The sequence below is a fragment of the Chryseobacterium sp. SN22 genome, assembly GCF_008329705.1.
In the GTDB taxonomy this organism is placed as follows: Bacteria; Bacteroidota; Bacteroidia; order Flavobacteriales; family Weeksellaceae; genus Chryseobacterium.
The window spans coordinates 37,071-58,421 of sequence record NZ_VTSX01000010.1 but is presented as its reverse complement, the minus strand read 5'-3'; the positions used below and the strand labels follow the sequence as shown (position 1 = coordinate 58,421).

The following is a 21,351-nucleotide window of genomic DNA, read 5'->3' as shown; positions in this document are numbered from 1 at the left end:
CGGCATCCGGCTTTCCTCTTCCAGGCTGTTAATTATTTTTAATGCAACTTTCCACAATCAGCTCCAGAGCGATCTCCGCATCACAGGCATACAGCCCGGAGCACCAGGCGGGATTGGCTTCGATTAGCGCCCAGCCTTTTCCCCTGATGATCCCGAAATCGAGTACGATCGCTTTAGGCAGCGTTTCCTTGTACCGCTCCATAAACCGGCTGAAAAACGCGAACAGTTCCTGCTGCTCGGTTTCTGCAAGCGGGTTTATATCATAAACATCATTCCGCCAGTAGGAAGAGAAGGTTTTTATTTCACCGTTTAATACAAAACACCGTACTTCCAGTTCCCATTCCACGACTTCTGAAGTGAAGACCGTAATTTCCGGATCCAGTGAGTCGAAGCCTTTGATGTCGGTAACTTTATCGAAAACCCCGGCTTTAAAGCTTTTAAAATCCGAACATTTGATGAAAACAGGCCCTTTATTTACAAAATCTTTCAGTATTCCGTAAGAAATCTTCCGTTTGGTAAATTCCTCCGAAATGATCGAAAGCCAGTGATCGTCGGGCTTGGTTAAAGTGAGGTTACATTGTTCCGCCACAATCTCAGCGTAAATATCTTCACCATACACCGCCACGACCGCTGTCCTGAATTCTTCCGGGACATTCCATTTGCCATTGAAGCGGCTCAATTCATAAGAAGAACAAAGGGAGGCTTTTTTCAGGATGTTGCTGTCTTCCGTATATATCGGAGAGAGGGCGACGAGTTTTTTCATTGGATGACATCTTTTAATTGCTCAATCAGCTTAGAGCGGTTGTTTTCGGAAACACTATCAATGCCCACGCTCCAGACATCCTCATGGCAGGTTGCATGCACGAGGCTGACTTCATTTTTCCACATCAGGTTATACCGGTCCGAGCCGTCCGGTAAAAATCCGTAACCGGACATCCGGGCTGAAAATTCCTTTAAATCGGTAATCTCATGGCTGTAACTGGGCAGACTTTTATAATATCGGTGTTTTTCAAAAAATGCCTGCTGCTCGATAAAGGTATCGAATTTTTCAAAATAAAAATAAAAATCATGCGAATTGCAACCGCAGTCCCTGACGGCAATTTCCCCGTTTTCAGCCATGTATAAACCGTCATTGATCGGAAATAGGGTCTGGCCCTTCCATTCGTAGGTATTTACAGTCTTCCTTTCCCTGATCTGCTCAGGCGTAAAAATATGAACAACAGTATCCTGAAAATGCAGGCCAGCAAAAATTTTCTGAAATCTCAGAATTTCAGTGGAATCTTGGAGATGGTATAATGTTAAATGTTCTTTTAAGACATCCGGATCTATCCGGTACTCTTTATTCCTGCCTGCTTTTTCCATAAACGATAAGGCCGGTTCAGACAGCTGTTTCATACTTCAGGTTTATATTACAAGGCTAAAATTTCCCGGAATACCTTTTCCATTTCATTTTTGTCTGCATTTCCGCTTTTCAGGCTTTTTGCTTTTTCCTCCGAATCTTTGATCATGCTTTCCAGGAACCCGAAAAGTTCCCGGTCGTTCGGGTGGTGATAAGATTCTCCTTTGGTTGCTTTTAAAGATATCAGATTTTCTATTTTCTCCCGGGTAAAATTATCAACCAATACCAGCAGTTCGCTGAACAGAACGGGCGGAACGGTTCCTTTTTCGAGGATCCATTTCCCGGTCAGTGCCGTGCGGAGCAGGTAAAAATAGGATTTCAGCTTCACTTCATCGCCTCGGCAGGCGTCCATGTATTTCTTGCTCATGCTAAGGTAATGGTAAGAGACCGCTACCGGGGAGAAGCATTCATCGGCCAGCGGTTTGAACAGGTCATAAAATCTTTCATTTTTTACATAAACGATAGGAGAGTAGAACCAGCTGAGCAAAGCCGCATTCGACTTCAGCAGCAAATGAAAGGTTTTCCGCATATCCCATCCGGAGCCGTCCAGGTCATCTTCCGTCATAAATTCGATGGTTTCGTCTTTGTCCCATGGCGAGAGGTACCAGTCTTTTTCGTGACGGTAGATAAAACGGATGTCGTAATCGCTGTCGGGAGAGGCAAATCCCCAGGCCCGGCTTCCGGATTCTACGGCCAGCAATATTTCTATGCCGCGTTTTTCTTCCACTTCTTTCAGTTTTTCCAGTATTTTCGGTGTCATTATTTTTATTTATGATGCAAAATAAAAGACGGCCTGCGCAATCTTTTTACGCAGGATGGATCTTTATCTTTGTGTTCAGATAAGGCAGCCCTTTTTCCCACTCTGCTTGTTTTAATAAAAGCAAAAAAAAGAAACAATACAGTAAGAAAGATAACGTGTCCGCTTCCTCAGATCAGCTTGTTGATCCATGCTTTGCTTCCTGATTTATATGAGTGTAAAAGAAACTTTGCATTAAATTATCATAATATTTCCAACACGCAACAATGATCTGAAAATGTGGGGGAGAAGGTCTTTCTCCGGCCCATCCAAGGAAAAATCAAAATATATCCTCTTTTTACAGAAAACAATTTTTGATTTAATTAATTATTAATCAGGACATCTTCACATTTTGTACGATAATTGCATTTAACATAACATCACCAATCTAAATTATACCAATATGAAAAATTTAATCGTAGCAGCAGCATTTATAGCAGGCGGTTTTATCACGGTGTCTGCACAGACAACCCCCAATACCAATACCGGAACCATGAACAGCGGTACCGGGATTATGAATAACGGGACTAACAATACATTAAACGGCAATGGCCTGCTGAATAACGGAACTACCGGGACGATAAAAACAAACGGTTCCCTGAATACTGGTGCCGGAACCCTGAATACCGGAACCAACGGTACCCTAAACACCAACAGTACACTAAATAATGGAACTCTGAATAATAACGGAACTCTGAATAATGGTACGAATGGTACACTAAACAGTAACGGTACACTCAATAGTAATGGAACCCTCAATACCGGTACCGGAACTTTAAAAACCGGAAACACTAATAATAATACCGTAAAATACGGAACCACGGGTACATTAAATACCAATGGAACGATGAATAACGGTACACCCAAATAAAATACCGGAAACAAGTAAAGAATAAATCCTGAAAGCCCGCGCTTTCAGGATTTTTTATGCTTTAAGAGCGGTTTATTTAATTTAATATGAATTCGATAATATTTATTTCGTTTTCAGTAGTTTAATGCAAAGAAATCATTTAATATTCAAGACTTTTAGAATTATCTTGACAAAGATCTTCCAGCATCCTCTTCCTGCATTTAATAAAGTTCTACTTCAGGTTCACGTTAATTTAATGATAAATCGTTGCCTTACATCTTGTTTTCCGATTCAAAGCAATCATCTGAAGATTCCTGTGAAGCTGTCTTTTTCCAGTTTATCCAGAGAAAAATCGAAATCGGCTTCCTCTTTTTGAGAAACGATTTCCGCTCCCAGTTCGTGAATCAGGTGATTAAAGGAAACCGGTTCGTACCACTGCTGATATAAGGCATTGGTGGCCATGACGGAAATTTCGGTATTTCCGGAAACGTGCGCATGTCCCGCCCCGAAGTTCAGCAGTACGAAGCACTGCTTTCCGTCTTTCGGCATGAACAATCCTAAAACCGTCTGTTTCTGCACCGACTGGCACCATACTTCCGCAAACAGGTTATTGGGATTCATCATATAATCGAAGGAAATATCGTCTCCTTTTCCGACTACGATTTTATACCCGCAGTCCGTATCACCGCTGAATACGTTGTTCATGACCAGCGTCGGCGTTGTAAAATTTCTGTTGGCATAAAGATACTCCACGGCTCCGTTAGTCGCATCGGTCATATCCCCGGAATACATCAGTTGTCCGTTCTGTAGATTATAGGCGGCATTCCAGCCAATCTTCCCAATAATATTCAGTCCGGAAAGGTCAAGGTCGCGGGCACCCCAGGCATTTTCCCAGTAAATTCCGACTGCCAGCCTATCGCCGTAAAATCTCGTTCCGGTCGGGATATTTCCGGCAAACATTTTTTCGGAGGTCGGTAAGGCAAATTCCACATCTTTCGGGAAATAGAATTTCTTTCCGGAAAGATCATATTTTAATTTTAAGTACGTGAGAATAAAATCATAATTCAGTTCATTTGCGGAGTTTGCTGCCGATTTTTTAGTCCACGATTTTCCGTTCCGGATCCGGTAGACAAAGGTATCCTGACCGTACATCCTTGAATAACAGGCTGACAGTGCTTTGAACAGCGCGAACGGAGTGGCATTTTCCAGCCAGTGCAGATCGCTGTTTTCCAGCAGCATATGAGTTGCGTTATTCAACGGATTGGAAACCAGAGGCTGATGATGGGTTTTGGACAGCTTTGAGATTTTGTTAATCACTTTTGGCGCCCTGTTTTTATAAGCCAGGAACAAAGGTTTGAAACGGTTAAAGATCTGAGCCAGCTTTTCCGGACCGAAGCTTTCAAAAAGAGCGGACGGACTGAACTTACTTTGTCTGATTTTATCAATCAGATCATTGTTTTTGATCAGAAGGGTTTCGCCTGTGGTTTTATAGATCACATAGCGGAAAAATTCAACCGGGCTTTCAGGATAAATACCGTAACGGTCTGCAATTTTAATGACCGCTTCCTTGTTCCGGATCCCTTCTGCTCCCGTGAACTGATATTGCATCTCGTCATGTAATACGGCAAGCAGATCATCTACGGTTTCTTCTTTCAGAGCTATTCCGGATTTAAGCAAAGACAGGCATTTTTCCGTCATTTCTTCTTTGGAATAAGCTTTAATCACTTTAAAACCCAGTTTTACATCCGTGACCTTAAGAACTCCGGAAGGAATATAAATTTCACTCTGGAAATCGCTTCCATACGTTGAAATATAATGCCTGATCTGATCGATCAACAGATGAATCCTTGAACTTTCCCTGATTTTCTGCCAGGATGTATAAAAGGTTTTGTTAAGATCATTTCCGTTTAATTTTTCTTTGGCGTAATAGGAAACGATGTCTTTCTGTGCCCAGACCGCGTTGGGTTCAATAATAAAGCCGTTCTCCGAAACAAAAGCTTCGGCACCGGATTCTTTTGCCGGTACGGCGTTGAATAATTTTAGTGTTTTCATTGTTAAAAAAATAAGTGAGGAGTAGGTTCATTAAAAGTGAATTGGTATAGGAACTCCTTTTACCTATGGTTGATAAAGGGCGGGGAGTAATTTTTCCAAAAATTATATAGGAACTCCCTTTGCCCTGGATTATTAAAGAAAAGGCGGAAAGTAAAATGTGGGAAATCAATAATAGGAACTTTCTTTGCCTTTTTTTGAGGAGCAGGCAGGATTGCTCATGCTCATTTTATTTTTTTGGTATTTGCGAATACTTCGTATTTCGAACCTGCGACCTACAAATCCGGTGATTTATAGGAACTTTCTTTGCCGTTAGCGGAAAGTACTAATTGTTGCTCTAACCATCTGAGCTACTGCCCCTGCCGTATAAAAAGTTTTCATGAGCCCTGCAGACTTTCACATCCGCAAGGCCGAGTTATTAGTTTGTTTTATCTATGCTTTTCTGAATTTTTTCTTTTTCTTCCACGGCGCGTTCTTTTGTACATCGCCCGCCATGATACATCCGTACGGTATCACTTCGTCCAGCACTTCACACAATCCGTATTCTTCAATCTGCGCTCTTACGTTCTTCGCGCTTTTATAAGCGGTCGGCAGCTCGGAAATATCGATTTCATTGGTGAAGAAACGGACATCCAGCCCCCGGGTTTCTTCGGTAAAGACTTCCTCAATGGTTTTATGGGCCAGTGATTTTTTATGCTGCGTCCTGCTGAAGTTCCTTCCGGCGCCGTGCGGGGCAAATCCGAGGTTTCTTTCATTGGTGGTTCCCTTTACGATTAATACAGGTTCCGCCATATTCAATGGAATTAGTCTCGGCCCGGTAATATCCGGCAGGAACTTATCATCCAGCGGCGTGGCTCCTTTTGCATGATAGAACAGATCGCCGTCCTTGAATACGAAATTATGTTCGTTCCAGTACCGGTCCTCTTTTTCAACTTTCATTTTATTCAGAACAGCGTCGTGAATCGAAGTATGGTTTTCCTTCGTCCAGGCTCTGATTAACTGCAGGGCTTCCCAGTACGATTCCCCTTCTTCGGTATCGTAGGGAATCCAGGCATTTTCCCTTAAGGTTTCAGGGGAAATTTCCATTCTGAATCTGTTGGCTACCTTCATACCTTTATCGTACAGTGCAGCACCCGGTGCCCTCGATCCGTGATGGGTCACGAGCATCGTGTTTCCGGTATTTCTGGAAATCCCGACAAACAGGAAATGGTTTCCGTCGCCCTGGGTTCCCATATGCGAACGGGCGATGCTGATTAATTTTTCGTCATTCAGGAAATCGTTTTGCCTGAAGGCATCCATCAGCTCCTGTGACATCGGCATCTGTTCTCCTCTCGGCCTTCCGCCGTATCCGAAATGCGTCACCGAATGGGCCATATCCAGCACAGATTTAGGATCGGCTTTTCCGAAATCCGTCAGCATCACCGAACAGCAGATATCTGCGCTATGGAATCCCGGGTGGATGGCATTTTTTGCAACCACCACGCCTCCGACCGGAATATTCCCCGCAGGTCCGGTCGGGCAGGCATCCGGCATAATAGCCCCTTCGATCAGGGTAGGGGTTTTCATCAGCACTTTCATGGTGTTGATTACCTTTTCAACATTGTCGTTCTCGCTTTCGTGCTCTGCCCGGATGTTGATGACAAAATCCTTTGCCGTTTCATGAAGCGGAATCAGTTCGGGCTGTCTGAACGGTTCCAGGTATGTTTTGATCTGGTCCTGATCGAGATTATTTTCGTTGATGAATTCAATGGCTTCCTTAAACCATTTTGCCGGTCTGTATCCTAATTCGATTAAGTTATTTCCGTTAAATTCCATAAGTTCTCTGATTTTGTTGATGCAAAGTAACGGTGCAAGTATGCAATCTTTTTGCGCAGATCATTTTTTTTTAATTATTTTTGAAAAAATTATCAACAATGTTATTTGAACAGTTACAAAAATCAGCAGGCGATATTCAGTTTAAGGAAGTTATTGCTTTTATTGACGAACATTACGATTTCAGCCCGACAAAATTTACCAACGGCAGTACTGTAAACGAAGTCAACCAGAACAACGGATCGTGCAAGGCATTCAGCTTTGCGCAGCTGAACGGTCTTTCAGAAGAGGAAACGCTTAATCTTTTCGGGGAATTCTACCGGGAGGATGTCCTGAAAAATCCTGAAGGTACCGATCACCAGAACATCCGGAACTTCATGCAGACCGGCTGGGAAGGAATTGCTTTTGAAGGAAAGGCTTTGCAGAGAAAGTAGGTTGTCTCATTTCCAAAAGTAAAAGGAATTAAATGAGCCAGGTTTGTTAAAAAGACTGGAAGCACATTGACTTCCTATGTTCAACACCCCGCGTGAGGGATGTGCAGGGCCCGACTGGAAGGAGGGGTTCTGGCGCGGCGCAAAGCGCCGCGCCAGAACCGGAACAAAGTGGAGCCCGGAGCAGCCCGGCCCGGAAGAGCTATGGCTTTTGTCAAGGCTTCCGGGACACGCCCGAATCCTTAAAATTGAAACCATGTCATCCAATAAAAATGCCCTGATCCGCTACAAAACGCTGGACAAATGCCTCAAAAACAAATACCGGAAATATACGCTGGAAGACCTGATCGACGAGTGTTCCGAAGCCCTTTTTGAATTTGAGGGAAAGGAGTCTTTCGTCAGCAGACGGACCGTACAGCTCGACCTGCAGAACATGCGGAGCGAGAAATTCGGCTACGAAGCCCCGATCGAAGTGTACGAACGCAAATACTACCGGTACAGCGATCCCGACTACAGCATCCACAATATTTCAGTAAATGAAAGCGACCTGAAAGCGATGAACAACGCCGTGCAGATCCTGAAGCAGTTCAAGGATTTTTCGATGTTCAAAGAAATGAACGGGGTGATCCAGAAACTGGAAGATTCCATCCACTCAACCAATCAGAAATCAATTATCCACCTCGATAAAAACGAACAGTTGAAAGGATTGGAATATATCGATGCCCTGTACGACGCCATTCTTCATAAAAAAGTACTGAATATTACCTACCGGAGCTTTAAGGCAAGGGAATCGGATTCGTATGTAGCACATCCTCAGCTGCTGAAGGAATTCAACAACCGCTGGTTCCTGATCTGTCTTCATAAAGGAAAGGAATACAACCTGGCCCTGGACCGGATAGAAAACATTCAGGCAGAGGAAAAAATAGAGTACATCGACCTGAATCTCGACGGTGACGAATATTTCAAAGACATCGTCGGGGTGAGTGTCTCTCCCACAATGGCCCCGCGGAACGTCGTCTTCTTTGTGGATTCTTCCAATGCGCCTTATGTAAAGACCAAGCCTTTCCACAGCAGCCAGGAAATCGTAAGTGAAACCGGGGAAGGTACCGTTTTTAAAATCTGCGTTCAGCTGAATTTTGAGCTGGAACGCCTTTTACTGGGTTTCGGGGAATGCCTGACCGTTTACAAACCAAGAAAGCTGAGGCTGCGGCTTGAAGAAAAATTTAAAGCCGGCGCAAAAAACTATGAGAACCTTGTTGTTGCTGATGAAGATTAGTTTTACCACGCAAATTTTTTTAAAAGCCCTAAGTCGATAAGCGTCCATAATGGCTCAGAAATTGTATTGCTAGTTTATTATAAAATAAACATTATGAAATCTAGAATATTAAAAGCAGTGGTTGCAATGGTAGCGCCTTTGGTTATTGAGTTTATCGTTAAAAAAATCTCGGAAAAAATTGACCAGAAAAGTCAGCCGAAAGAACCGAAAAAACTGCCTGCATCCATACATTAATCTGAAGTAGTTTTATTTAAAATTATAATAAAGAGGCTCTCTTGATCGAAAGCCTCTTTTGTTTTATATTGTGCGCTACACAAAGTCATAGATTCCGTCTTTCCATCCCAGAACTTTAGACGAATCCGCATTCAGCCAGTTTTTAAGAATGGTGGCATAGACTTTCCTGAAATCCTCGGAATAGATCAGATCGCCTTCATTCAGGTGACGAAGGTCCGGAAGGGCATTCAGGAGTCCTTTTCTTTTCAGGCCGCCGCTGATGAGAAACATCTGATTGGCCGTTCCGTGATCGGTTCCGTTGCTAGCATTCTGGGCCACCCGCCGACCGAATTCCGAAAAGGTCATCAGCAGGATATTCTCAAAAAGCCCGTTGCTTTTCATGTCGGCTACGAAAGACCTTATCGCTTCGTTAATGTCCTTAAAAAGTTTCTGCTGCCTTTCGTTCTGGTTCACATGGGTATCGAAACTTCCGATCGACAGGTAGTACACTCGGGTATTGATGTCGGATTTTATAAGCGAGGCAACGGTTTTAAAATCTTTTCCCAGTTGTGAAGCCGGGTAAGCTGCGTCGGTTTTCTTTGCTTTGCTTTCTTCAAAAATATACCCGGCATTGCTGATAGTGGAGCCTAAGGTCTGATACAGATAGGAAACCGTTTCATCATCGTGGTGGTGGTCATACAGTGATTTGAAATATTTTTCCTCGCTGGTCTGGTAGAGTCTTTTCGGATCTTTAAAGGCAAATGCCTTATTGTTTTCTCCTTTCAGGGCCAGGCTCAGCATGTCGTCTACTTCCAGTGCCTGGGTGGGATGTTCGCAGCGGAAGCATTCTTCATCCAGATACCTTCCCAGCCATCCGGTTTCCAGGTACTCATTGCTCTTGCTTGCGGAATGCCAGATGTCCATGCTCCGGAAATGGGATTTGTCGGGATCCGGATAGCCGACGTTATTCATCACCGCCAGTTCACCGTTGTCATACAATTCCTTAAAATATAAAAGGGCAGGATTGATCCCGGCTTCATCGGTTAAGGGCAGAGAATTCTGAATGGCAATTCTGTTCCGCTCCCGGAAATAAATATCGTTCCGTGCCGGGATAACGGTATTCAGACCGTCATTGCCGCCGGTAAACTGCAGGACCACCAGGATTTTCTGACGGGGTTCCAGCGCATCGTCTAACGTCATGGCTTTCAAAAAATTCGGCATCATAAGTGATGCAGTGGCCAGTGAACTTATTTTAAGGAATTCTCTTCTTTTGATCAACATAAAATCAGATTTAGATGAAGGTGAGGTATTGGATGATAAAGCCTGCTGTTTTTACATCAGCTGATATTCCGGAGTCGACATCAGGTTAATGATATGCATTTTCACCGAATGGTCCGAGAAATTCTTCACGGAAGCCAGATCGAGCGACCTGCTGTTCTGGATGAGGTAATCCTCCGGATTCTTCCCGCTGAAAACCTTTTCCACATAAGCCCAGTCGATGGTAATGTTAGGATTTTTAAAGCTTTTGGCTAAAGCATTCGGATTGTTTTTCAGTCCCATATCCAGATCATCATCTTCTTTCGGCCGGTAATCCAATGGCCGCAGCCCCGACCAGATCTGCGGAATCTGCAGTCTCAGCATCAACGTAGAGCTGTCGATCCACGATCTTCCGTTCGGCCAGCCGGAAACATTCGGTGGGTACAGCAGCATTTGTCCCAACAGTTTTTGATAAACGATCAGGTTTTCCGGGTTCTTAATGTTCATTGGCAATGTCCGCATCATTCCGGCCATCAGCTCGATCGGTGACTTGATCCGGCTGCCGATATTTTTCCGCCCGTAAAACCAGGAGCTTAAGAAAATCGTTTTCATCAGCTTTTTAATATCATAGCCGGACTGGTAAAAACTTTCGCTCAGGGTATTGATGATGGCTTCGTCCTCATTTTCATTTACAAAAAACCTGTAAATTTTGGCTGTGATGAATCTTGCCGTTGTTTTCTGCTCAAGAATGATATTTAAAATATCAGAGCCGCTAAAATTTCCTGTTTTTTCAAGGAAGGTTTTGGAGCCTTGATCATGGACCTTCTCTTTTTCTAAAAAATTCCCTTCCTTATCATAGCTCCAGCCGGTGAAAGCCCGTGCGGCTTCACGGATGTCTTTTTCAGTATAATTTCCACGGCCCATGGTAAAAAGTTCCATCACCTCCCGGGCGAAGTTTTCGTTCGGGTGGTCTTTTTTATTCTGCTGGTTGTTCAGAAAGTTCAGCATGGCCGGTGCCTGGCTTACTTCAAACAGCAGATCTTTAAAATTTCCCAGTGCATTTTTCCGGATCACGTTCAGGATCTGCCGGTTGAATTTCGGGTTCTGAACCCTTGAAGCGAAATGCCCATGCCAGAAAAAAGCCATCTTTTCCCTCATCTGCTCTCTGCTGCTGACCATTCTGCTCAGGAAATTGAGGTTCAGTTCCTCATTTTGCTGTCGGTAAATCTTTTGCATTTCTTTTTTTATTTCAGCAGGCGTTTTATCTGTCATCAGATTCACAGGATCGACGGTTTCCGGAATATCAGTCTCATAAATGACAGGCTGGAAATTTTCTTCTTTAAAGAGTTCGTCAATCAGCGTTTTGATTTCTTTTTTACCGAGATCGGCAAACTGGTTGATTCCCGCTCCGAAGCCTGCGCGCCACAGGAGGTGGTTTTTGTTAAGTAATGAAGAAGGGGCCATGTGCATTGTTTACTTTTGGATATTATCTGCAGGATGATGTTAAAATTAATAACGGTTAAGATTCGTTAATATTAAAATTATTCACAAAAGAATCTAAAAAAAGCAGGAATTTTTAATTGTGGGGAACCGTTTTTTAAACAGATATTTAGTTTTTGTTTAAAATAATGGATTGAATGTCATGGATTTGCGCATCTGTAAAGTATTGATGCATATAAAAAGCCCTTCCTTGGCACGATTTTTACATCTCACACTCTAGTAAAATTTAAAATGATCAAGAGTATGAAAATGTTTAAACAAGCAATTTTATTTGCCGGAATATTGACTGCAGGAGCATTGAGCGCCCAGAGTGCCCAGATGAATAACATGATCAAGGTAGGAGCAAATGTTGGTTTGGCAGTTCCTTCTGATAATACCTCTATGGCCGTAGGTGTGGACGTAGCTTACCAGAATCTTATCACTCCGGGATTCGGATTGGGTATCGCTACAGGATATACCCATTATTTCGGAAAAGACAACAACGGATATACCAACAATGATGTAGGTGTTGTGCCGGTAGCTGCCCTGATCAGGATTTATCCTAAACAGACCGGATTTTATTTCGGAACCGATTTAGGATACGGAATTCTGGTAGGAGATAACAAAGTGGCATCCAATACAGGTTTAGACAGACCGAAAGGAGGTTTCTATTTAAAACCTGAAATCGGATACCACAACCGCGACTGGAATTTCTTTGCACAGTATCAGAAAGTATTTGTAGGAAACAACGGCGATTTGCCAAACCAGGACTACAATGTGGGTAACATTGGTGTAGGATTTTCCTACAACATCCCTTTAGGAAAATAGTTAGATTTTTATATAAGCAATTATTAACCAAACCTTTTCGAATTTTTGAGAAGGTTTTTTATTTCTAACGAAAATTTACGAAAGTTATTATTATATTTGATAAAATTTGAGGTTATGATTTTGAATCCAAAATTTCCACTCTACTTACCAGGAGTAAAAAACGGCAGCAATGATAACGTTTCGATCATCAGTGCAAACCTACGCGAAGATATTACAACATTAGGCTATTTTGTTTCCGGCAACGGCGGTCTGGAAATTAAGATCCAGAATAATTATCCTACCAAAGAGTTTGATTCTTTTGCAGGCATCCTGAAAAAATTTATGCAGGACAACGGGCTGGAGAATGTAAAAAGACTTGGAATGGCAGTTCCGGGACCCGTATTATACGGAAAAAGTACACCGGAAAGACTGGGTTGGAACCTTGATGTTGAAGATTTTAAAAAGGATTTCAATTTTGAAAGGGTAGATATGCTGAATGATCAGGAGTCTTCCGCATACGGAATGGGGCTTTTGGAAGACAGCGACCTGGATCCTATCTATACCAGCGGACATCTGGAAAAAGGTAATGTGGCCATCCTGGCTCCGGGGAACGGACTGGGAGAAGCCGGATACTTTTTCGACGGCAAATACATCAGGCCTTTTGCAACGGAAGGCGGGCATTCCGAATTTTCACCGAGAACCAATGTAGAGGTTGAATTTTACCAGTTCCTTAACAATCTGTATGGCATCGTAAGCTGGGAAAATGTTCTGTCTAAAGGCGGATTATTTAACATTTACCGCTTCCTGAGAGATGTGAAAAGGCATCCTGAGCCGGAATGGCTGGCTGAACGTCTTTCCAACGGCAACTTTTTTGAAGAATTATATAAAGCGGCTGTGGAAGAGGATGTACTGATCTGCAAGATCGCCCTGGATACTTTTATCGAGTTCCTGGCCAGGGAAGCCAATAACTTAACACTAAAATTGAAAGCTACCGGAGGGCTCTTGATTTCAGGAGATATTCCGCAGGCCATTGCAGCATATATCGATAAAGATAAATTCTACGAGAAGTTCAAGATCAGTGATAAAATGGAAGAGATGCTGAGGAACATCCCAATCTATCTGAATAAGAACGAAAACACGGCATTGAACGGTGCAGCACTTTACACCGCTTATTACCAGGAATAAATACAACAGGCTCCGGAGAAATCCGGAGCTTTTTTTATGCATGACATGAGTCATGAAAATAATTGTGTTTATTGATGTACATCAATGAAATCTATCGCTGCCGTTAACTACATTTGCATCTGTAAATAAAGAACAAGTAAATAACTTTTATAAATGAAAAAAATATTTTTATTAGCCGTATTGGCAAGTGGTCTGGCATTCGGACAGGCAAAAAAAGTGGTAAGCTCCGATGTACAATGGTGGGGTTATAAAATCGCTAAATCTGAAGCCAGTTCTCACAACGGTACCGTGAAGGTAAAATCAGGAGATCTGGTAATGAAAGGAAACCAATTGGCAGGCGGTACTTTTGTTCTGGACATGACTTCCATCAATGCGACTGACCTTTCCGGGGAATACCAGCAGAAACTGAACGGCCACCTGAAAAACGGAGACTTCTTCGAAGTTGAGAAATATCCTACAGCGACTTTCAAAATTACTGGAGTGAAGAAAAACAACGATAAAGTGTACAATTCTTTAGTAACCGGTAACCTGACAGTAAAAGGAAAAACCAACACGATTTCTTTCCCTGCAAAAATTACTTATACCAACGGAACTGTAAGCCTGATCTCCAATAAATTCTCTATCGACAGACAGAAATTTGATGTAGCGTACAAGTCTACGATGCAGGATGTTCTTGTGAAAGATGATATGGATTTGCTGGTGAAGGTAACGGCTAAATAATTTAATCAAAAAAAGATTGTTAAAAGTGTAGAAGTTCTACACTTTTTTTTATTTTTGTTGAATTGTAAATAAAAAAGAATGAAAAGATTACTATTGTTTGCGATGATGTGCGTAAGTATATCATTTGTTTTCGGACAGAAGAAAGGTGATAAAGTGGTAAAAGTAACCTCGTCGGAGATCAGGTGGTGGGGATATAAAGTGGTAAAAACAGTTCCTACAACCCATTCCGGAACAATAAAGCTGAAAAGCGGGAAGTTTACTTTCGATAAAACGGTTTTGGTAGACGGAGAGTTCGTGATCGATATGAAATCGATTATGGCCGGGGACGTTTCAAGCCAGGATGAGGATATGGTAAAACTGACAAACGATCTTAAAAGCTCCAACTTTTTCGACGTTAAAAAGTTTCCGCTTGCCAAATTCCATTTAACAAAAATCATCCCTCTGGCAAACAGCGATTACAATTCTACCGTTTACGGAGATGTAACCATCAAAGGAGTAAGAAAGACCATTACTTTCCCTGCCAACGTTTATATCACCCAGTTTACCGTAGTAATCGAATCCGCCAAATTCTCACTGAACAGAAGAGATTTCAAAGTATTCTACCAATCTTCGCTGAAAGATTATTTCATCAAAAACGAAATGGATATCCAGTTCAAGCTTTCAACAGCCGTGTTGGATAATGAAAACAGAACGCCTGTAAAAAAGAAAAAATAAGACACCAGTCTTGTAAACAATAAGAATGAGCGGTTTTTTAGGAAGCCGCTTATTTTTTGTCTGAATTTTTTAATTTAGTATTATGAAAATATATGTCGTAAGCGGATTGGGCGCAGATTTCAAAGTATTGGAAAAGATTCAGTTTCCAAAGCGCCATGAGGTTGTTTTTATAGACTGGCTGATTCCTTTTCTTAATGAGGAATTCCCGGGCTATGTGAAAAGAATGGCTGAAAAAATTGATGACTCGGCGCCATTTTACCTGGTCGGATATTCTTTCGGGGGGCTTATGGTTCAGGAAATCAATAAACTGAAGCCGGCACGGAAGGTTGTGATTCTCGGAAGCATCAAATCCGATAAAGAAAAATCACGCCTGATAAGAACCGGCCAGCTCACCAGGATCCCGAAGATTCTTCCGCTTATCTTTTTCAACGAGCGAACCACCAATATGTATTCCGTTGTCCGTAAATTTTTCGATCCGCGGAATCCGAAGGTTCTGCAATATTTCCGGGTGCGCGATCCGTATTACCTGAAATGGTCTATTGAAAAGATCTCCGACTGGAAATTCGATGAAAGTCCGGAAGTGGTACAGATCATGGGCGACAAGGATATCGTCTTTCCGATAAAAAATTCAAGACCCGATTATATTATAAAAGGCGGGACTCATTTATTTCCTATTACAAAGTTTAAGGAAGTTACCATTATTTTGGAAGGGGTGTTGAATTAGAAATTTAATTTAATTTTAAATTTTTATTAAAATTAAAGGGGGTGTGTTTTTTTTTAATTTTTTTTCTAGAATTTATACTTACTTTTGAAAGGGTAAAACATAAACTTTATGACAGTAGGTTTAAAATGGATCGTTTCATTCAGCCTTATAGCTCTGGTAGCAGTAGGCGGATTATTCTGGAGTCCCATTGCAGATTTTCCGAATACCGGAGAATTTCTGAGCGAAGATAAAATTGTAGGGGCTGATGTGGCCTGGATTCTGGCAGCGGCGGGCCTGGTCCTTTTGATGACTCCCGGTCTTTCTTTTTTCTACGGCGGAATGGTCGGGAAGAAAAATGTGATTTCTACAATGTTGCAAAGCTTTATTGCCTTGGGTGTTATTTCCATGCTTTGGGTCGTAGTCGGTTTTTCCCTTTCGTTCGGAGACTCCATCGGCTTCACCATCAACGGCGAACATTACGGAATTATCGGGAACCCTTTGAGCTATCCGTTTTTCAGCAGGGTCGGAGTCCTGCCGCATAAGGCAATGGCATCTACGATTCCTTTTATCCTCTTTGCCCTTTTCCAGATGAAATTTGCGGTGATTACACCGGCATTAATTACCGGTTCTTTCGCAGAACGGGTACGCTTTATCTCTTATCTGCTATTCATGGTGCTTTTCAGCGTTTTTATCTATACGCCGCTTTGTCACATGGTTTGGCATCCCGATGGCCTTCTGAATAAATATTTCGGTGTTAAAGATTTCGCCGGCGGAACCGTGGTTCACATGAGTGCCGGTTTTGCAGCACTGGCAGGCGCCATGGTGGTAGGAAACCGGAAAAGGCCTCACCACGAACCATCCAATATTTCCTATGTGATGCTGGGAACGGGAATGCTCTGGTTCGGCTGGTTTGGGTTCAATGCAGGTTCCGCTTTAAGTGCCAATGCTACGGCAGCGACGGCTTTCGGGACGACAACCATTGCTTCGGCTTCCGCCATGATGACCTGGATCTTTTTCGACAGGATCAATAAAAGAAAAGTTTCCGCGATGGGAGCGTGCATCGGCGCGGTGGTCGGGCTGGTCGCCATTACGCCGGCCTGCGGTTTTGTTTCGGTTTCGGAAAGCTTATTCATCGGATTCATTGCCGCGATTGTTTCCAACCTGATGGTGAACTGGAAGGCATTAAAGAAAATTGATGACACCCTGGATGTTTTTGCCTGTCATGGGGTTGGCGGAATCATGGGAATGATCTTAACGGCCATCTTTGCCCACGGTGAAAACGCCAGTCTGCTTCATGGCGGAATTGGGGTTTTCGCCCATCACATGATGGCCCTGGTCCTGGTATCGCTGTTTGCATTTTTCGGTTCCCTGCTTCTGTATAAAATTACCAACCGCATTATCACCCTGAGGGTTTCCGAAGAATCGGAAGACCTGGGACTGGATATTTCGCAGCATGAAGAGAGGCTTTGTTAATGGTTAATGGTGAATTTTAAAGAAGCTTTTGCCTGAACCCAGAGCCTACAGAGTTTTTTTAAATGCAAACTGCCTTCAAATTTCGCTAAGCCGTTTCACTTATGGGAGCACATCAAGTTTCTGATAAGTAGTGATTATTGGAAAACACAATCGCACAAGAGGACTTTAAAAGCTTTGTATCAAAAGACGCCAGGATTTTATCTTTGATAAAATTGTTGGATGCTGAAATGCCTTAACCGCAATTCTCCTCCGAAAGTGGAAGGGGTGGCGAAAATTCAAAGCATTTTTGACGGGATGGTCTGGGAAGTGAATGGTAAATTGTGAATTTTACGGAATTTTAAATTGCCATTGACTCAAAGAATTTACAATTGGCATAATGCAAATTGTGAATTAAAAGCAATTCAATATTCACCCGAAGGAATTGACCATTAACCATAACCAGAGTAAATCTTGCTGCACAAGTCGATTTTAAAAGTGAATGGTGAATTAAGAAATAAAAATTTACGGTTGACTCGAAGAAATTGACTGCGAAGCTAATTGACTTTTTACCTTTTACCATTTTTTTACCGCCGGCTTTTGCATCTCAATTTATCGTGTATCTTTGTGTTGAGGAAAAATGATGCATTTTCTATATGGAATCAATATCGGTTTTTGAGATTATAAAAGTAGGAATAGGACCTTCCAGTTCGCATACCATGGGCCCATGGAATGCCGCTTCGGCATTTATCAGGATTATAAAAAGAGAGCGGTCAATCGCTGAAGTGAAGGAGGTGTTCCTGGAATTCTTCGGGTCGCTGGCCAAAACGGGAATCGGGCACGGCACCGATATTGCCGGAATGCTGGGGCTGAACGGCGAAGATTTCCGGATCATTGATACAACAAAGATCGACGAGAAAATCGGAACCATAAAAAGTACGCAAACCATCAACCTGGGTGGCGAAAAAGAAATTCCTTTTATTTACGGGCTCCATCTGGTGCTGAATATGCAAAAATCGCTGGATTACCATCCGAACGGAATGATTTTCAGGGCTGTTTTTGAAGACGGAACCGAGCTGGAACAGGATTTTTATTCCGTCGGCGGGGGTTTTATCATGAGCCAGGAAAAAAAATCCATCGATAAGCATTGTATCCGTACACTGTATCCCTGCCATAAGTCCTCGGATATCGTTAAGTACTGCGAAAAGCTGGGCCTCAGCAGGATTTCCGACCTGATCTTTATGAACGAAGAAAGCTGGAGATCCCAGGAAGAAACAAAAGCAGAAGCCCTTTACATCTGGCAGCAGATCAAAGAATGCATTTACAAGGGCGTCAATAAGGAAGGTGTTCTTCCCGGCGGACTGAATGTTTCCCGGCGGGCTGCGGGAATGAACCGGAAATTATTGGGCGATAAAATTTATAAAAACAAAGACGAATGGTTCCGGCAGGTGGTGGATGCCGAAGAGAACTTTACCAATATCAACAAATGGATTTCCTGCTTTGCATTGGCGGTAAACGAAGAAAATGCAAGCTTCGGAAGGATTATTACCGCTCCCACTAACGGGGCAAGCGGCGTTATCCCGGCAGTTCTGATGTACGCGCAGGCATTTACCGATTTTACCAGTGAGGACGATATTGTACGGTTTCTTCTGGTTGCAGGGGAAATCGGAACATTGTTCAAAAAAAATGCAACCATCTCTGCAGCAATGGGAGGCTGCCAGGCAGAAGTCGGGGTTTCTTCAGCCATGGCGGCAGCCGGACTTACGGAAATTCTCGGCGGAAGCGTAGGCCAGGTTTTAATGGCGGCAGAAATTGCGATGGAGCACCATTTGGGATTAACCTGCGACCCGATCAGGGGTCTTGTGCAGATTCCTTGTATCGAAAGAAATACAATGGGTGCCATTAAGGCCATTACCGCTGCCAATATTGCTTTGGAAAGTGATCCGGCAAAAGCGAAAGTGACCCTGGACGAGGTGATCCAGACAATGTGGGAAACCGCCTTATCGATGAACGACCGGTTCAAGGAGACCTCGGAAGGCGGGCTGGCTATTGCAGTGAATGTTCCGGAATGTTAATTTTAAAAACTTTGTGGTTTTAAACAAAAGAGATATTTTTGCCGGAAATTTAATTAAACCATGAAAAAGATTTTTACGCTTTTATTTGCTGTAGCTTCTTTGGCTGCGTATTCGCAAATCTCTATTCCTGCAAATTCTTCTAAAGGAACGATCGTTACTCAAGACAATACAACAATTGAATACCGGGACCTGAAATATGAAAAAGGAAAGGTAACCTATAAAAATGCACAAACCGGAATTGAAGAGTTTTTATATGATAATTCAGTAAAAAGCATCCTGGAAAAGACAAATCCTGAAAATCCGGTATCTGCTGAAAATACCTCAGTATCTCCTGCTCTGACTGAAAGAAAGGAAGAAAAACTAACTTCCCTATCCGAAATCAGAGGCTATCTCAGACAAAATAACCGCAGTTATAAATCCGGAAGAACCGTCAGCGATATCGGAAGCGGACTGATTATCGGCGGTGGTGCGGCCTTTCTGATCGGCGGTCTTTCCAATGTTTCAAAAGCAGAGAAATCTACACTGTCATCAGGCGCGGCAAAGAAGGGCTCCTCAACACCTCTTATCTGTGGGATTATTGCGATGGCCGGAGGGGTCGTCATGAAAATCGCAGGCGGTGCCCAGATGAGAAATGCGGTGAAGGAATATCAGAATGCAGATGCCGGAAAATTTACGCCAGTCTATTATGTCGTTAATGACGGCAATGGGGTAGGGATGCTGATGAAATTTTAAAAATTTACCATCATAGAAATCTCTCCTGGCTCTGATCAGGAGAGATTTTTTTTAAATGGTAGTAATCTGTGTTTCCACAGGTTGGAAATAGATAAGCTTGAAAACTGAAGCAATAGAACAATAGTTTCCATAATTTTTCTTTTTGTTATTGGCGAAGTAGGCTGAATTTAATGAAAATGAATAATTTATCTAAAAGTAAAGGGCTTAATTAAACCTTTAGTTTATTTATTAAAATAACTTCTTGCGGCTCGTTTTTTGAAATGGAATGTTCAACAAATAATTTATTTTATGAACATCAGATCTCTTTTTTACATGACCTCTTTCGTTTTATTCACGGGAATTGCCGCTGTACAGTGCCGTGACAGTAATGAGGAAGATGCCCCTACCGAGCAGGACGGACCTACCGTATATACCGCAGGCCGCGAAGACTATAAAGCCAAATACTGGAAGAACAGTACGGGCGTCTTGTTAGGAAAAGGTTCCGGTGGTTCTGACGTTATGGATATGGTTGTTTCCGGGGATGATGTACATGCTGTAGGCTATGAAGCAAATTCTGCGGGGAAATATGTGGCCCGCTACTGGAAGAACGGAGTAGCAACCGACCTTACCGACGGATCACGGGATGCCTTTGCCAACGGTATTTTTATCAGCGGGAATGACATTTATGTCGCCGGGCAGGAACTGAAACCGGGAGAAAGTACGTATGCTGCCAAATACTGGAAAAACGGAGTCCTGATGACCTTAAGTGATGATTCGCAGAATTCCGTAGCTACGGGAATTGCCGTAGTGGGCAGTGATGTCTATGTCATCGGAGAACGCCGGATGCAGAACTGGCTGACTCCTGTAACCTGTTACTGGAAAAATGGCCAGCGCACCGATCTTTCTGACCAGACAACCACCGCATCGGATCAGGATATAGCTGTATCCGGAAACAATGTCTATATGATGTGGTCTGTCGTTTACAACGGTTCGGGACAGCTGCAGACCAGATATTCAAAGAATCTTTCATCGCCTGTGCTAATCCAGGACGGGACGCCTTATGCAGGCGGAATGGCGATTGCCGTAAAAGACAATGAGGTCTATATCGCAGGCACCGGCCTTTCTTCTAACGGTCAGTCTTTCGTTGCCAGATACTGGAAAAACGGTTCACCGGTTACAGTAGGAGGAGAAGGTTCATTTGGCCTTGGTATCGATGTTTCAGGTGATAATATTTATGTTTCCGGATATCAGCAGATCCAGGGTGGAGGCTCTGCAGCCACTTATTGGAAAAACGGGAAAGTGCAGCAGTTGAGCAATGGCGCAGGCAGTGGAATGATCAGACAGATTAAAGTAAAAGAAAAAGAATAAGCAGGATTCTGTTTTATAGCGTCTTTGAAAACATAAGTAATCGATAATACAACCGTA

20 protein-coding genes are annotated in these 21,351 nt (G+C 42.9%); 13 read left to right on the top strand and 7 right to left on the bottom strand.

The features are described 5' to 3' along the window. Positions 1-28: 28 nt before the first annotated feature. Genes FY557_RS08340 through FY557_RS08330 form a run of 3 tightly spaced genes read right to left on the bottom strand, consistent with a single transcriptional unit; the run spans position 29 to position 2,159 of the window. Positions 29-763 carry an ATP-grasp domain-containing protein gene (locus FY557_RS08340; RefSeq protein ID WP_149246806.1) on the bottom strand — a complete coding sequence of 245 codons (735 nt, stop codon included), beginning with the start codon at positions 761-763 and terminating at the stop codon, positions 29-31. Then, the gene (locus FY557_RS08335; RefSeq protein WP_149246805.1) at positions 760-1,395 is read right to left on the bottom strand and encodes a hypothetical protein; all 636 of its coding nucleotides are present in this window, start codon (positions 1,393-1,395) and stop codon (positions 760-762) included. The genes FY557_RS08340 and FY557_RS08335 overlap by 4 nt, the downstream gene beginning before the upstream one ends. Before the next feature lie 14 nt (positions 1,396-1,409). Continuing rightward, a complete protein-coding gene (locus FY557_RS08330; RefSeq protein WP_149246804.1) occupies positions 1,410-2,159 on the bottom strand; it encodes a DNA polymerase beta superfamily protein in 750 nt (249 codons plus the stop codon). A gap of 439 nt (positions 2,160-2,598) precedes the next feature. Between FY557_RS08330 and FY557_RS08325 the strand changes: the two genes are divergently transcribed. Next, positions 2,599-3,066 carry a hypothetical protein gene (locus FY557_RS08325; RefSeq protein ID WP_149246803.1) on the top strand — a complete coding sequence of 156 codons (468 nt, stop codon included), beginning with the start codon at positions 2,599-2,601 and terminating at the stop codon, positions 3,064-3,066. Positions 3,067-3,345: 279 nt separating this feature from the next. Here FY557_RS08325 and FY557_RS08320 read toward each other — a convergent pair whose 3' ends face one another. Continuing rightward, complete coding sequence (locus tag FY557_RS08320) at positions 3,346-5,097, bottom strand: hypothetical protein (RefSeq protein WP_149246802.1); 1,752 nt, start codon at positions 5,095-5,097, stop codon at positions 3,346-3,348. A gap of 429 nt (positions 5,098-5,526) precedes the next feature. Then, positions 5,527-6,909, bottom strand: coding sequence for an RtcB family protein (locus FY557_RS08315; RefSeq protein WP_149246801.1), 1,383 nt, complete (start codon positions 6,907-6,909; stop codon positions 5,527-5,529). Positions 6,910-7,007: 98 nt separating this feature from the next. On the opposite strand from FY557_RS08315, the gene FY557_RS08310 reads away from it, so the two are divergent. The 3 genes from FY557_RS08310 to FY557_RS20100 all read left to right on the top strand — a co-directional run bounded on the left by FY557_RS08310 (position 7,008) and on the right by FY557_RS20100 (position 8,847). Next, positions 7,008-7,340: a HopJ type III effector protein gene (locus tag FY557_RS08310; RefSeq protein ID WP_149246800.1), complete on the top strand. Its 333-nt coding sequence runs from the start codon at positions 7,008-7,010 to the stop codon at positions 7,338-7,340. Positions 7,341-7,593: 253 nt separating this feature from the next. Further along, positions 7,594-8,613 (top strand): helix-turn-helix transcriptional regulator, encoded by a 1,020-nt coding sequence (locus tag FY557_RS08305; RefSeq protein WP_149246889.1) that lies wholly within the window; start codon positions 7,594-7,596, stop codon positions 8,611-8,613. A gap of 93 nt (positions 8,614-8,706) precedes the next feature. Further along, positions 8,707-8,847, top strand: a complete 141-nt coding sequence (locus FY557_RS20100; RefSeq protein WP_185151686.1) for a hypothetical protein — start codon at positions 8,707-8,709, stop codon at positions 8,845-8,847. Between the two features lie 75 nt (positions 8,848-8,922). Here FY557_RS20100 and FY557_RS08300 read toward each other — a convergent pair whose 3' ends face one another. Together FY557_RS08300 and FY557_RS08295 are read right to left on the bottom strand one after the other, a co-directional pair. Next, entirely contained in the window at positions 8,923-10,107 is a 1,185-nt protein-coding gene (locus FY557_RS08300) for a DUF1501 domain-containing protein (RefSeq protein WP_149246799.1), read from the bottom strand. A 51-nt stretch (positions 10,108-10,158) separates the two neighbouring features. Then, positions 10,159-11,547, bottom strand: coding sequence for a DUF1800 family protein (locus FY557_RS08295; protein WP_149246798.1), 1,389 nt, complete (start codon positions 11,545-11,547; stop codon positions 10,159-10,161). 279 nt (positions 11,548-11,826) lie between these two features. Here FY557_RS08295 and FY557_RS08290 point away from each other — a divergent pair, with 279 nt between their 5' ends. From FY557_RS08290 to FY557_RS08250, 9 genes are all read left to right on the top strand, one after another. Continuing rightward, positions 11,827-12,390: a hypothetical protein gene (locus tag FY557_RS08290; protein ID WP_149246797.1), complete on the top strand. Its 564-nt coding sequence runs from the start codon at positions 11,827-11,829 to the stop codon at positions 12,388-12,390. A gap of 114 nt (positions 12,391-12,504) precedes the next feature. After that, positions 12,505-13,554: a glucokinase gene (locus FY557_RS08285; RefSeq protein WP_149246796.1), complete on the top strand. Its 1,050-nt coding sequence runs from the start codon at positions 12,505-12,507 to the stop codon at positions 13,552-13,554. 153 nt (positions 13,555-13,707) lie between these two features. Next, on the top strand, positions 13,708-14,274 hold the full coding sequence (locus FY557_RS08280) for a YceI family protein (protein WP_149246795.1): 567 nt from the start codon (positions 13,708-13,710) through the stop codon (positions 14,272-14,274). A 78-nt stretch (positions 14,275-14,352) separates the two neighbouring features. Continuing rightward, positions 14,353-14,988: a YceI family protein gene (locus FY557_RS08275; RefSeq protein ID WP_149246794.1), complete on the top strand. Its 636-nt coding sequence runs from the start codon at positions 14,353-14,355 to the stop codon at positions 14,986-14,988. A gap of 82 nt (positions 14,989-15,070) precedes the next feature. Next, positions 15,071-15,712, top strand: a complete 642-nt coding sequence (locus tag FY557_RS08270) for an alpha/beta hydrolase (protein WP_149246793.1) — start codon at positions 15,071-15,073, stop codon at positions 15,710-15,712. A gap of 108 nt (positions 15,713-15,820) precedes the next feature. Continuing rightward, complete coding sequence (locus FY557_RS08265) at positions 15,821-17,164, top strand: ammonium transporter (RefSeq protein WP_149246792.1); 1,344 nt, start codon at positions 15,821-15,823, stop codon at positions 17,162-17,164. Positions 17,165-17,796: 632 nt separating this feature from the next. Beyond that, positions 17,797-19,215, top strand: a complete 1,419-nt coding sequence (locus tag FY557_RS08260) for an L-serine ammonia-lyase (RefSeq protein ID WP_149246791.1) — start codon at positions 17,797-17,799, stop codon at positions 19,213-19,215. 60 nt (positions 19,216-19,275) lie between these two features. Next, entirely contained in the window at positions 19,276-19,947 is a 672-nt protein-coding gene (locus FY557_RS08255) for a hypothetical protein (RefSeq protein ID WP_149246790.1), read from the top strand. Positions 19,948-20,235: 288 nt separating this feature from the next. Further along, positions 20,236-21,294: a hypothetical protein gene (locus FY557_RS08250; protein ID WP_149246789.1), complete on the top strand. Its 1,059-nt coding sequence runs from the start codon at positions 20,236-20,238 to the stop codon at positions 21,292-21,294. The last annotated feature ends 57 nt before the right edge of the window (positions 21,295-21,351 follow it).